Below are 12,164 nucleotides of genomic sequence, written 5' to 3'. Positions count from 1 at the left end.
CCGGCGATGGCTCGGTGGGGAGAATCCCACCGAGCCATCGCCGATTCGATAGCGGCTGTTCGGATGTCAGGCGGCAGCCGAGACCTCCTGGTCACGCCGGGCCGGGGACCGGAAGGTCACCAGGGCGAGCGCCGCCGCGCCGACGGCGATGATGCCGGCGGTGACGAACGCCGCCGAGAAGCCGTCGGTCAGGGCGGCGGTGTCGCCGAGCCGGTCGGCGCCCGCGTTCGCCGCGATGGCGGTGACCGCGGCCAGGCCCAGGGCCGAACCGATCTGGTAGCTGGTGTTCACGATGCCCGAGGCGAGGCCGCCCTCCTGCGGCGGCGCGGCCGAAATGGCCGTCTGCAGTGTGGGAATGAAGGCCAGCGACATGCCCAGCGCCGCCACCAGCGAACCGGGCAGCACGTCGATCCAGAAGTTGCCGTCGGGGCGGATGAACGACAGCCACGCCAGTCCGGCGGCCAGGATGACCAGGCCCGCGACCGTCATGGTGCGAGCGCCGAAGCGCGCGAACAGTTTCGGCGAGATCGCGATCATGCCGACCATGATGAGCGCGGTCATGGGCAGCAGCGCCGCGCCCGACGGGAAGGCCGAATAGCCCAGCACCTGTTGCAGATACAGGTTCAGGAAGAACCACATCGGCACCCACGCCGCGCCCAGCAGTACCTGGGCGAGGTTGGCCGCGCCGAGGTCGGGTGCGCGGAAGATGCTCAGCGGCATGAGCGGTTCGCGGCGGCGGGCCTGGATCGCGATGAACGCGCCGAGCAGGGCGACGGCCGCGGCCAGCACCACCCAGGTCGAGGTGGCGGACCAATCCCCGCGCACCACACCGAAGACCGCCGCGCCCAGTCCGAGCGTCGCTGTCACCGCGCCGAGCAGATCCACCGAGGCGTGCGGAGCCATCGCGCCGTCGGGCACCAGGGCCGGGGCGGCGAGCAGGGCTACCAGCGCGATCGGGATATTGATGTAGAAAACCCAAGGCCACGAGGCGTATTGGGTGATGAGCCCACCCAGGAACACACCGGCGGTGCCGCCCGCGGGCGCGGCCGCGCCGTAGACGGCGAAGGCCTTGGTCAGTTCGCCGGGATTGCCGCCGAACAGCATCATCAGCAGGGTCAGGGCGGAGGGTGCGATGAGGGCCGCGCCCGCGCCCTGGACGCCGCGTCCGATCAGTTCCACCGCGGCGTTTCCGGCGAGCCCGGCGACCAGTGAACCGACCGCGAGGATGCCCCAGCCGGTCTGGAAGATCCGTCGGGCGCCGACGATGTCGGACAGCTTGCCGCCGAGCAGCAGCAGGCCGCCGAACACGACCACGTAGGCGTTGAAGACCCAGGACAGGTTCTCCTGCGAGAAGCCCAGCGCGTCCTGCATTTCCGGCAGTGCGACGCCGATGATCGAGGTGTCCATGATGACGATGAACTGGGCGAGGGCGATGAGCCCCAAGGCGATCCAGCGCCGCGACGGGGGTGGCGCGGTGGTGTGGGTGGACATAGGAATCACTCCCTGGCAGAGGTATCGGGCGGCCGGGTGGCCACTGGCTGTTCCAACCCGTCCATTGGTACCCCCGTGGGGTATGCGAAGAACAGCCCGGAGCAGTGTGACCCTTCTCATACGTATTGGGGGTATGGGTATGTGCCAGGTGTTGGCCTGCGCGAAAAGGCCGTCGGCGCCGGAACTTTCGGCGAATTCGGGCGGGGACACGCGCCGGAGACAGTTGACATCGACCCGGTGTGGGCTGTGAGGATTGGCCGATGATGAAACGAACGATCAATAGCTTGACCGCCGTTGCCATCCTCGGAGCCGGCGCGGCCGTCGCCGCGGCACCGGCCGGCGCCGAACCCGGCGGCCCCTGTCAGCTGGGCTGGTCGAACACCGAACCGCGTTCCTGCGTGCAGAACAGCTTCAACACCGGCCCGGTCTTCACCGTCGGAAACGGTGTCTGCGCGGGCATGTTCTCGGTCGGCGGCACGGCCTTCGACGGCCCGCTCTACCAGTACTCCGAGGCGCCGGGTGCCTCACACTCGGTGATCCTGCGCATCAGCCAGGGCTTCTCCCTGCTGGGCAATTGGGCCCCGACACTGCTGGCCTGTGACGTCAATGCCGTCATCGACTGGACCAATGCCGACACCGGCCAGCAGGGCAGCGTCACCCGCTTCATCGCCGCGGGGCAGAACAGCACCTATCCGGCCATCTTCCCGGTCGACACCGGACCGGGCCGCGTGCACCTGACCATCCGCACGGACCGCCCGAACGTCCCGGTCAACCTCGACGTCGTCGTGCCCTAGCGTCGAATTCGGCCACGATCGGGCTCCCACTCGAATCTCGGATTCGGGTGGGAGCCTTCGTTCATCGGGCCGTCAGGAACTGGTGCAAGCCCTGGGCGACGGCGGCGTCGCCCTGGACGGTCGGGTGGCCCGGCTGCCCGTACCAGTCCGGACCCGGGGTGAAGATGCCGTTCAGCCACGGGTCGGGGGAGCACAGTCCGTGGCCCGCGGTGACCGCGGCGGCATCGAAGTACTCGACCCCGAGCGCGGCGGCCCCGTCCCGCGGAGCGGTGCGGAGGCTGTCGAACAGGTCGGTGACGGCTCCCGCCCGGGGCAGGCCGACCGGAACGCCCAGTACGCCCATGCAGATCGCCTGATCACCCGGCGTGTGCAGCTCCTGGTACCCGACCAGCACGATCCGGGCGTTCGGCGCGTAGTAGCGGATGTAGGTGACGATGTCGCGCAGGTGGTCGACGTAGTCCTGCCCGGTCAGCAGCGCGGGCGGATTGGCGTTGGTGGCGGCGTCGGCCGTGCTGCACCCGCGCAGCACATCGAGCAGGCACGGCACCAGCTCGTTCTGTGCCGCATGGTCCGCGCCCCAGGCATCGTTCAGACCGAACTGCAGCAGCACCGCTTTGGTCCGCGGCCCGAACGCCCCGTCCGCGGCCGCCTGTCGCGCCTCGGTGAGCGCGGTCCAGAAGTGGTCCTCCCCGTGCCGCCACATGTACGCGCCGACGCAGGACACGTCCGCGACATCCTGGGTCGCCGACAACCCCATTCGATCCGCCAGCTGATTCGGCCAGGAGGTGGGCAGATGCGGGCAGGCCACCCCGGCGGGCTGCGGCTGCATGGTCGACCAGGTGGCATTGGCCGTATTCGAATCGCCCATGACGACCAGCGTCTTCCCGCCGTTCGAGGCCGCCGGATCGGTGTCGGCCCCGGCCACCGGTGCGGTGAGGCCGCTGATCAGCGCCGCCCCTCCGAAGACCATCGCGACGGCGGAGAGAAAACGGCTCATGGTCCTCGGCATTTCGTGCGGTAGAGATTCGGGCGCCCGTACGGGTCGCCAGATCCTAGCGCGACCCGTACGGCGGAACCGCTTATTCGGGGGTGACGATGGCGAAATCCGGGTTGGGTTCGTCGAACAGGGCGGTGAGTTTGACGAAGCTCTGGGCGTCACCGTCGATGGTGAGCGCGCCGGACTTGACGGCCGTGCTGATGTCCTGACCGCCGAGCAGGACGCCGATCAGGGTGGCGCGGGTGAGGGTGAAGGTGACGTCGGCGGGCGGGAGTTTGTCGCCCTCGCGGCGGTCGAAGTGGATGAGGACGCCGTTGCGCAGTTCGAGGCGGTGGGTGCGCTTCTCGTCGGTGAAAACCCAGTCGCTGATGGCCTTTTCGTGCCAGGACTTGGGGCCGTCGAGCCGCAGGGAGAGGGCGTCGAAGACCTGGTCGATGGTCAGGGCCGCCATCATGGACGGGGAGGTGGTCTGGGTGGGCGTGCCGATATTGCCGTTGCGGAGTTCATAGGCGCCCATCAGGAAGAAGTTGCGCCAGGTGCCGTTCTCGGCGCCGTAGCCGAGCTGTTCGTATGTGTCGGCGAGCAGCGACTTCGCGGCGGTGTTCGCGGGGTCGGCGAAGACGACATAGTTGACCACCTGCGCGACCCAGCGGTAGTCGCCCGCGTCGTAGGCCGCGCGCGCCTTGCGCAGCACCTCGTCGGCACCGCCCATGAATTCCACATGGCGGGTGGCCGATTCGACCGGCGGGTGCTCCCACAGGTGCGCGGGATTGCCGTCGAACCAGCCCATGTAGCGCTGGTAGATGGCCTTCACATTGTGGCTGACCGAGCCGTAGTAGCCGTGCGCGTGCCAGGACCCGGCGATGGCCGGGGGTAGCTCGATGGCTTCGGCGATCTCACTGCCGACATAACCCTGGTTCAGGCGCCGCAGCGTCTGGTCGTGCAGGTACGCGTACAGGTCCCGTTGCAGCGCAAGGTATTCCACCAGGCGCTCGGTGTCCCAGGTCGGCCAGTGGTGCGAGGCGAACACGACGTCGGACTCGTAGCCGAACAGGTTGATCGACTCGGTCAGGTACTGCGACCAGACGTGCGGGTCGCGCACCAGCGCACCGCGCAGGGTGAGCAGATTGTGCAGGGTGTGGGTGGCGTTCTCCGCCATGCAGAGTGCGCGGTGGCCGGGGAAGTAGAAGTTCATCTCCGATGGCGCTTCGGTTCCCGGCGTGATCTGGAAGACGACGCGGACCCCGTCGACCGTCATCTCCTGACCGGTCTCGGTGATGTCGTGGGTCGGCGCGATCAGGGTGACCGTGCCGGTGGAGGTGGTCTGCCCGAGGCCCGCGCCCACCTGGCCCTTGGGGCCGCGGGGGAGCGCCGCGCCGTACATGTAGGCGGCGCGGCGGGCCATCGCCGTTCCGGCATAGACGTTCTCGGCGACCGCGTGCTCGAGGAATCCGGCGGGCGCGATCACCGGGAGGCGACCCGCGTCCACGTCCTCCTGGGTGGTGACGCCGTCCGCGCCGCCGAAGTGGTCGACGTGCGAGTGGGTGTAGATCAGGCCGGTCACCGGCTTGTCGCCGCGGTGCGCGCGGTACAGATCGAGTCCCGCCTTCGCGGTCTCGGCCGAGATGAGCGGGTCGATCACGATCACGCCGGTGTCGCCCTCGATCAGGGTCATGTTCGACAGGTCGAGGCCGCGGATCTGGTAGATCCCCGGTGTCACCTCGTACAGGCCCTGCCGGATGTTCAGCCCGGCCTGCCGCCACAGGCTCGGATTCACCGAGGACGGGCAGGCGCCGTTCAGGAAGCTGTAGGAGTCGTTGTCCCACACCACATTCCCGTCGGCGTCCTTGACCACGCCGGGCTCGAGCGCAGCGATGAAGCCGCGGTCGGCGTCCTGCTGGTCGGTGGTGTCGCCGAAGGGCAGATCGGCGCTCAGTCGCTTGTTCTGATCGATGATGAACTGGCTCGGTTCGGTCGTCGTGCTCACTGCTTGCCTCCTGTTCCGCCGGGCGGATCCGGCGAGATCGGTGTTTCGCTTTCGCGGAGCGGGTGTCAGGGCGTGACGGCGAGAGCGCCGCCGAATTCGGTGATGAGCAGGATCGGCGCCCAGATGGGCGCGGTGAGGGCGATCAGGGGCGAGGCGAGAATGCCCAGCAGGATCAACATGCGAGTCTCCTTATTCGCCGGCGTGCAGGACCTGGAGCCAGAACACCGGCAGATACTGGCTGACGCAGTCGGCGAGCACCGTTGCGCCGGGCTGGAATTGGGCGTAGGCGGGGCCGGTCGTGAAGTCGGTGGCCGAAACGGCAGGGTCGCCGCCGGGGGGGTGACCAGGAACCGGGCGGATAGTTGACGACCGGCGGCAGGCCGCGCACCGTCGGCGGGTCGACGCTGTAGAGCCCGCACTTCCACCATTCGCCGGGCGCGGACTCGACCTTGATCACGCCTCCGGGTTCGGGGGTGAACCGGGGTTGGGCCGTCGCGGGCGCGGCGGCGAGCACGCACGACGCGGCAGCGGAGACGGCCAGGGTGATCGGGACGCGTAGCGGGCGCACGGGGGCTCTCCTTGTAGCTCACGACATCGGGATGTGGCGACTGCCGACGGGTCCGACGGTAGTGCGAGAGTGTCGGTAGCTGATTAATTGCCACTCACCCTGTTTAGATGATTCCGGTGCGAAGAAATACAACCAGTTGGAACTAGTCTCTCCTAGACTCTCTCCTTGGTGCAGGGAAAAGTCCAGCTCTATCGGTTATCGACGCCCGTTCGTTGACGTCGCAGAAGGGTCGTGTGTCCGTGAACTTCGAGAAGAGTAGCGAGCATCGGGAGTTTGCCTTCGTGTCGCGACGGTCCGCCCTGGGGCTCGGGATCGCCGCGATCAGCGCGGTCGGGCTGGCAGCCTGCTCCAGCTCGGACAGCAGCGGTTCGGTCGCGAGTTCGACCAGCGCCGCCTCGAACGATCCGGCCGCGATCGCCACCGACGCCTACGTGTTCGGCTACCCGCTGGTCGTCATGGACGTGACCCGGGAGAACGCGGCTCCGACCAACCGCTTCTTCCACGGCGAACCGCCGACGCCCGAGGACAAGTCGGTGGTGCGGCTCAATCTGGACACCCTCTACTCGTTCGCCTGGCTGGACGTCCGGGCCGAGCCGATGGTGTTGCAGGTCCCGGCCATGGAGAAGGACCGCTACTGGCTGATGCAGATCATGGATGCCTGGTCCAACACCGTGCAGGACCCCAGTAGCGTGCACCCGCAAGTGAAGTCGGGCTCGGACTCGCCGCCGTTCACCTACGCCATCACCGGTCCGGGATGGTCGGGGCAGCTGCCCGACGGGGTGACCCAGCTACAGGTGCCGACCGGGACCGTGTGGGTCGCCGGACGTCTGCAGTTCAATGGCGGGTCGGATGTCGACCGCGTGCGCGAATTGCAGCGGCAGCTGAAGCTGGTTCCGCTCAGCACCTGGGTCAAGGATCCGGCTGCGGTGCAGGGCGATCCGGGTCTGCCCAATGCCAACAGCGGTGACGCCGCCAAGACGGTCGCGCAGATGGACGGACCGGCCTTCTTCGACCGCATGACCAAGCTGATGGCGGCCAATCCGCCCGCGGCCGCCGACGCCGACGCGCTGAAGCGGTTCGCGAGCATCGGAATCACCAAGGGCGGCAGCGTGAATGGCGTGTCCGCCGAGGTGCTGAACACGGCCGTCAAGACCGGGTCGGAGCGGATTCCGACCTACAAGAATCCGGCGGCCGAGGACGCCAACGGCTGGATCTTCGACCCCACCATCGGTGCGTACGGCACCAACTACGGTCAGCGCGCGCTGGTCGCCATGCAGGGGCTGGGCGCGAATCTGTCCAAGGACGCACTGTATCCGACCGTCTACGGCGTGGCCGATGACAGAGGCACTCCGCGCCGATTCCGGATTCGCTTCGCCGCCGGGCAGCAGCCGCCGGTCGACGCGTTCTGGTCGATCACGGCCTATGACGGCGCGAGTCACCTCGTCGACAACCCGGCGCAGATCTACTCGGTCGGTCATCAGATCAAGCCGACCGAGGGGCCGGACGGATCTCTCGAAATCGCGGTCCAGAGCGCTGATCCGGGCGACTCGGTCCCCAAGGGCAACTGGCTGCCCATCCCCGCCTCGGGGCAGTTCTCCCTGACCATGCGGCTGTACGCGCCCAAATCCCAGGCCGCGGACGGTGGTTGGCAGCCGCCGAAACTCGAACAGCTCTCCTGACCCGAAGGACCGATGGTGAATACCCGTGCAGGACAATCTCGGCGAGGCAAGCTGCGTGTCGCATCGGCGCTGCCGATCGGCCTGGCCGCGGTGACCGCCTTCGCGCTCACCGCGTGTGACAGCTCGTCCGATTCGAAGAGCAGCTCCCCGTCCTCGACCGCCGCGGGCGCGTCGGCGACGAAGGCCGCGGAATACCCGCTGGGCAAGCCGATCACCGTCACCGCGGACAATTTCGTGCGCGCCGAGAGCGACCGCCAGTTCGACATCGGCGTCAAGGAGGGCGCGTTCGGCAAGTGGAACCACTTCCGCGAGCTGATGCCCATCGATGCGCAGGCCGTGGTGCGTGCCAACCGTGACACGTTGTACTCCAACGTGATCGTCGACCTCGACGCCGGTCCGGTCACCGTCACCATGCCCGACGCGGGCAGTCGATTCATGTCGTTGCAGGCCATCGACGAGGACGAATACACCTCGCATGTCAGCTACACGGCGGGCAAGTACACCTTCGACAAGGACAAGGTCGGCACCCGGTACGTGATGCTCGGCATCCGGACCTTCGTCGACCCCAACAACCCGGCCGATATCGACGCCGTCCACAAGCTGCAGGACCAGGTCGGCTTCGAACAGTCCGGCGGCCCCGGCACGTTCGAGATTCCGCAGTGGGACAAGGCAAGCCAGGACATGGTCCGCACCGCGCTGCTCGCCCTGGCCTCCAATATGCCCGACACCAAGGCCGCCTTCGGTCCGCGCGGCCAGGTCGACGAGGTCCGCCACCTGATCAATGCCGCGTCCGGCTGGGGTGGCAACCCGGAGAAGGACGCCCTCTACGTGTACGGCACCCCGGCGGAGAACAACGGCCAGGTCAACTACAAGCTGCACGTGAAAGACGTTCCCGTGGACGGCTTCTGGTCAGTCAGCCTGTACAACGCCCAGGGCTATTACGAGGCCAACCCGCAGAACTCGTACACCGTCAACGGCACCACCGCCAAGAAGAACCCCGACGGTTCGGTCGACATCCAATTCGGCGGCTGCGACGGCCAGATCCCCAACTGCCTGCCCATCATGCCGGGCTGGAACTACATGGTCCGCCTCTACCGCCCCCACCAGAACATCCTCGACGGCACCTGGACCTTCCCCCAGGCCGAGCCCATCCACTGAGCGGTCGGGCACACTGGAACGGCCGCGCGCGCCCCGGCGGCCGAACCCAGGAGGACCCGCGACGATGCAGCCCAGGCTCGATGAGTGGATCGCCGGTGGAATCAGCGGTCACGACATCTTCCACCGGCAGGACGGGCCGGTCGACGGCCGTCCGGTGACGCTGTTGCACGGCTTCCCGACCTCGTCGCACGATTGGGCGCCGATCGTGCCGCGGCTGGTCGAATCCGGTTGCCGGGTCACCACACTCGACTTCCTCGGGTTCGGGGCCAGCGCGAAACCGGCGCGGCACGACTATCTGATCACCGAGCAGGCGGCGATCGTGGAGGCGCTGTGGGAGCGGCTCGGGATCGGGCCGACCTCGCTGGTGGCGCACGATTACGGGGTCTCGGTCGCGCAGGAACTACTGCACCGCGACCCGAACCGGATCACCTCGGCAGCCTTCCTCAACGGCGGGCTGTACCCCGACCTGCACCGGCCCACGCGTGTGCAGAAGCTGCTGCACAGTCCACTCGGCGCCGTGGTCCAGCACCTGGCCTCCGAGCGGATGTACCGAAAGTCTCTGCGAGAGATCCTCGGTCGCCCGGTGAGCGATGAACTGCTCCACGACATGTGGCTCGCCACCACCATGAGCGAGGGCAAACGCGTCCAACATCGACTGCTCCACTACATCGACGAGCGCCGCCAGCACGCCGACCGGTGGCGCGAAGCGCTCGAGCAGTACCCCGGCCCACTGCTGTTCGTCTGGGGCCCGGCCGACCCGGTCAGCGGCGCCCACGTGCTGCCCCGGCTGCGTGAGCGCCTCCCGCACGCGACGATCACCGTCCTCGACGAACCACCGGTCACCGGGCATTACCCGCAACTGGAGAACCCCGACGCCGTCGCCGCTGCCCTGACCGAATTCCTGAGTCTCGGGGTGGCCGGGTCCTGACATCGACACCATGACGACCCTCCCGAATCGCCCCAATTCCGCTGTCCTCGTAGTCGATGCGGGAATGTCAGCGTCGCTACGCCGAACAGGTTGGGGCGCGCGCTATGAAGACGCGGTCTCCGAGCACATCGTCCCCGCGTAGCGGCCCGAGTAAGTCGCGCCGCCGCGCTTCGCCGGCTGATGGGCGCTGAGGCATCGCCGGAACGGTGAGGGCTGGGCGGGCTCGCCGCCTCGGCGCTACTTGGTATTGCTGACTACCGCTACTCTGCGTTACAGTCTAGCGGTAGTCAGTACCACCGAATAGCGTGGTCCGAGGAGAGGAGGCGGCTACGGACAACTTGACCGAGATGCTCAAGGGGACGCTCGAAGGGTGTGTTCTCGAGATCATCGGCAACCAGGAGACATACGGTTACGCGATTACGCGGCGGCTGAATGAACTGGGATTCGTGGACGTCATCGAAGGCACCGTCTACGCCATCCTGGTGCGCTTGGAGAAGAACGGCCTGGTCGATGTTTCCAAGCGGCCGTCCGAAGTCGGTCCGCCGCGAAAGTTCTACTCGCTCAACGAAGCAGGGCGTAAGGAACTCTCGACGTTCTGGGAGAAATGGGAATACGTCTCGGCGCGGATCGACGAGCTCAAGGGGAGTGGGAAATGAAGTTCTGGGAAACGGTCACCGGCGGCGATCTCACCAAGGAGTACAAATCCTTCGACGCTCGGGCCGAGGCGCTTCCCGCCGAGTATCGAACGGCATGGGACGCGATCAAGATTCAGCTCTACCCCTACTCGGACTTCTCGGGCCGCAACCTGATGCCGATCCTCGACGGCGCCCTGGGGCTGCTCGAGGCGGCGGCGGCGGACGGTCAGAGTGTTCGCGAGGTGGTGGGCGACGACATCAAGGGCTTCTGCGCGGCGATCGCGGGCGGCGAAGGATCCAAGGGCTATCGCGACAAATGGCGTCAGCAGCTCAACGACAACGTCGCCAAGAAACTCGGCCGGCTAGGAGGATAACGTGGGCATCCGCGACATCATCGAAGGTAAGCGGGAGTGGCGAGCGCACGTCGCGCGGGTCAAGGCGCTCCCGGCGGACTATCAGATCGTCTACAAGGAGATACAGAAGTACTTCTTCAAGGTCGGCCCGGTCGATCTGGTCGGCGGAAATCTGCTCTCGGGGCTTCTCGATTTCTTCGAGGAAGGCGCCGCGGCCGGCACCGGAGTCATGGAGCTGATCGGCCCCGACGTCGCGGCATTCTGTGATGATCTGATCCGGGACTCGCAGACCTACGCCGACATCTATCAGGAGTCCGTCGGCAAGGACGCGGCCAACTGATCGTTTCGGCGAAGCCGCCGCGGCCGTCAGCATCCCGTAAAGATGTGTGCCGGCCGTGGATTCGGCGCGGATCATGGATCTTCGGAAGCGATGTCGGCCGAGGAACGAGGTGATCGGAATGTCGTTCGACAGCGTGGCGGCCGTGATGGCATCGGAGACGGTTCCGACCTACTCCGGTCCCGCGGTGGCCATCGGGACCGCGATCCTGCTGTTCGCTCTCGCCGCCCTGGCGACCTGGGTGTTGTTCGCCGAGCATCGCCACAGGTGAGCCCGGCGCGGCACGTGGCTCTGGGGCCGGGCCGAGTCGGTGAGTGGGAAAGATTGGGCGATAACGAAACGGACAAGTCGGTAGCAAAGAGGTGGCAAATCACTGCCTCGGTGGCCTAGCGTCGGTCCTCGTCGCAGTCTGTCCGAGCTCGTCATCATCGTTCTCGATTCGTAGGAGCTGATGAGATGCTTGCAGGAATCGCCCGCTCAGCGGTGGTCGCCGCGGTAGCCGTCCCGCTCGTCGCCTTGGCGGCCGCGCCGGCGTCCGCGAGTGAGACCACGGCATCGCCCGTGAACCGGCCCGTTGCGGTGCAGAACGTGGACGCCCCTTACATCTGGGTGAACATCTGTGTCCACATCCCGACTCCGGGATCGGCCACTCTGAACTGGTGCTTCCCGTAGCCGATCCGCTGTGCCCGAACGAGATTCGACACCTCCGCGCCGTGCGCGCTCGTCGTGCGGTGCGGTCATTCAACGGAGAGGAGCAGCTATGCAGGCCGGCGTCCGTGTCGCCGCGTTCGGCGTCACCGCTCTCGCGTGGATTTTTCCCGCTACCGGTCCGCTACACGCGGATCCCGCTGGGTGTACCGTCCCCGCCGACACCACGAACCAGTACCTGATCCTGTACGGCGGCTCACGGTCCGTCCCCGCCGCCGCCAACGGTGAATCCATGGCCATCGTGCGGTTCCCCAGCCAGAGCTCCCTGCAGTACTTGGTGGCCGGGACCGGGGTGTGGCACGACAGCACCTACACCTACACCTCACCGGAGCCCGGCGTCGCCGTCATCGACGCCACCGAGGCGGCCGCCGCGGGACCGGTCACCTACTCGGTCACCTTGCGGTGCCGGACCAACGAATCCGGCTCCTTCTCCTACACCGGCCCGGGCGCGGACACTCCGAGCACCGACAACGCCGCTCCCAGCACGAGCAACGCCACCTACCGATTCAGCCGCAGCGCCATCTGACAA

The 12,164-nt window shown here is 67.2% G+C and carries 13 protein-coding genes; 10 read left to right on the top strand and 3 right to left on the bottom strand.

Annotation, left to right across the window (positions count from 1 at the left end; translation table 11 throughout):
- Positions 1 to 66: 66 nt before the first annotated feature.
- Positions 67 to 1,491: an MFS transporter gene (locus ACQP06_RS30485; RefSeq protein ID WP_433668205.1), complete on the bottom strand. Its 1,425-nt coding sequence runs from the start codon at positions 1,489 to 1,491 to the stop codon at positions 67 to 69.
- Between the two features lie 284 nt (positions 1,492 to 1,775).
- On the opposite strand from ACQP06_RS30485, the gene ACQP06_RS30480 reads away from it, so the two are divergent.
- Positions 1,776 to 2,285 (top strand): hypothetical protein, encoded by a 510-nt coding sequence (locus tag ACQP06_RS30480; protein ID WP_433668203.1) that lies wholly within the window; start codon positions 1,776 to 1,778, stop codon positions 2,283 to 2,285.
- 61 nt (positions 2,286 to 2,346) lie between these two features.
- Here ACQP06_RS30480 and ACQP06_RS30475 read toward each other — a convergent pair whose 3' ends face one another.
- Both ACQP06_RS30475 and ACQP06_RS30470 read right to left on the bottom strand, forming a co-directional pair.
- Entirely contained in the window at positions 2,347 to 3,282 is a 936-nt protein-coding gene (locus ACQP06_RS30475; RefSeq protein ID WP_433668201.1) for an SGNH/GDSL hydrolase family protein, read from the bottom strand.
- An 82-nt stretch (positions 3,283 to 3,364) separates the two neighbouring features.
- Positions 3,365 to 5,269: an alkyl/aryl-sulfatase gene (locus ACQP06_RS30470; protein WP_433668199.1), complete on the bottom strand. Its 1,905-nt coding sequence runs from the start codon at positions 5,267 to 5,269 to the stop codon at positions 3,365 to 3,367.
- A gap of 849 nt (positions 5,270 to 6,118) precedes the next feature.
- Between ACQP06_RS30470 and ACQP06_RS30465 the strand changes: the two genes are divergently transcribed.
- The 9 genes from ACQP06_RS30465 to ACQP06_RS30425 all read left to right on the top strand — a co-directional run bounded on the left by ACQP06_RS30465 (position 6,119) and on the right by ACQP06_RS30425 (position 12,161).
- Entirely contained in the window at positions 6,119 to 7,516 is a 1,398-nt protein-coding gene (locus ACQP06_RS30465; protein WP_433668197.1) for a DUF1254 domain-containing protein, read from the top strand.
- A gap of 210 nt (positions 7,517 to 7,726) precedes the next feature.
- Positions 7,727 to 8,674, top strand: coding sequence for a DUF1254 domain-containing protein (locus ACQP06_RS30460; RefSeq protein WP_433673477.1), 948 nt, complete (start codon positions 7,727 to 7,729; stop codon positions 8,672 to 8,674).
- A gap of 64 nt (positions 8,675 to 8,738) precedes the next feature.
- A complete protein-coding gene (locus ACQP06_RS30455) occupies positions 8,739 to 9,602 on the top strand; it encodes an alpha/beta fold hydrolase (RefSeq protein ID WP_433668195.1) in 864 nt (287 codons plus the stop codon).
- Between the two features lie 347 nt (positions 9,603 to 9,949).
- Positions 9,950 to 10,258 (top strand): PadR family transcriptional regulator, encoded by a 309-nt coding sequence (locus ACQP06_RS30450; protein WP_433673476.1) that lies wholly within the window; start codon positions 9,950 to 9,952, stop codon positions 10,256 to 10,258.
- Positions 10,255 to 10,611 carry a DUF1048 domain-containing protein gene (locus ACQP06_RS30445; protein ID WP_433668193.1) on the top strand — a complete coding sequence of 119 codons (357 nt, stop codon included), beginning with the start codon at positions 10,255 to 10,257 and terminating at the stop codon, positions 10,609 to 10,611. The genes ACQP06_RS30450 and ACQP06_RS30445 overlap by 4 nt, the downstream gene beginning before the upstream one ends.
- A 1-nt stretch (position 10,612) precedes the next feature.
- Positions 10,613 to 10,930: a DUF1048 domain-containing protein gene (locus tag ACQP06_RS30440; protein WP_379279216.1), complete on the top strand. Its 318-nt coding sequence runs from the start codon at positions 10,613 to 10,615 to the stop codon at positions 10,928 to 10,930.
- A 118-nt stretch (positions 10,931 to 11,048) separates the two neighbouring features.
- The gene (locus ACQP06_RS30435; protein WP_433668192.1) at positions 11,049 to 11,198 is read left to right on the top strand and encodes a hypothetical protein; all 150 of its coding nucleotides are present in this window, start codon (positions 11,049 to 11,051) and stop codon (positions 11,196 to 11,198) included.
- 185 nt (positions 11,199 to 11,383) lie between these two features.
- A complete protein-coding gene (locus ACQP06_RS30430) occupies positions 11,384 to 11,599 on the top strand; it encodes a hypothetical protein (RefSeq protein ID WP_433668190.1) in 216 nt (71 codons plus the stop codon).
- A gap of 88 nt (positions 11,600 to 11,687) precedes the next feature.
- Positions 11,688 to 12,161, top strand: coding sequence for a hypothetical protein (locus ACQP06_RS30425; RefSeq protein WP_433668188.1), 474 nt, complete (start codon positions 11,688 to 11,690; stop codon positions 12,159 to 12,161).
- The last annotated feature ends 3 nt before the right edge of the window (positions 12,162 to 12,164 follow it).

The organism is Nocardia sp. CA-136227 (assembly GCF_050955695.1).
Taxonomy (GTDB): Bacteria; Actinomycetota; Actinomycetes; order Mycobacteriales; family Mycobacteriaceae; genus Nocardia.
Note: the sequence above shows the minus strand (reverse complement) of the source record. Positions and strands in the feature narration are given on the sequence as shown.

What these genes read in the sequence shown, in the direction of transcription:
- ACQP06_RS30475 (WP_433668201.1), bottom strand. Translation starts at nt 3,282, where the DNA reads ATGAGCCGTTTTCTCTCCGCCGTCGCGATGGTCTTCGGAGGGGCGGCG.
- ACQP06_RS30485 (WP_433668205.1), bottom strand. Translation starts at nt 1,491, where the DNA reads ATGTCCACCCACACCACCGCGCCACCCCCGTCGCGGCGCTGGATCGCC.
- ACQP06_RS30455 (WP_433668195.1), top strand. Translation starts at nt 8,739, where the DNA reads ATGCAGCCCAGGCTCGATGAGTGGATCGCCGGTGGAATCAGCGGTCAC.
- ACQP06_RS30445 (WP_433668193.1), top strand. Translation starts at nt 10,255, where the DNA reads ATGAAGTTCTGGGAAACGGTCACCGGCGGCGATCTCACCAAGGAGTAC.
- ACQP06_RS30450 (WP_433673476.1), top strand. Translation starts at nt 9,950, where the DNA reads ATGCTCAAGGGGACGCTCGAAGGGTGTGTTCTCGAGATCATCGGCAAC.
- ACQP06_RS30430 (WP_433668190.1), top strand. Translation starts at nt 11,384, where the DNA reads ATGCTTGCAGGAATCGCCCGCTCAGCGGTGGTCGCCGCGGTAGCCGTC.
- ACQP06_RS30425 (WP_433668188.1), top strand. Translation starts at nt 11,688, where the DNA reads ATGCAGGCCGGCGTCCGTGTCGCCGCGTTCGGCGTCACCGCTCTCGCG.
- ACQP06_RS30435 (WP_433668192.1), top strand. Translation starts at nt 11,049, where the DNA reads ATGTCGTTCGACAGCGTGGCGGCCGTGATGGCATCGGAGACGGTTCCG.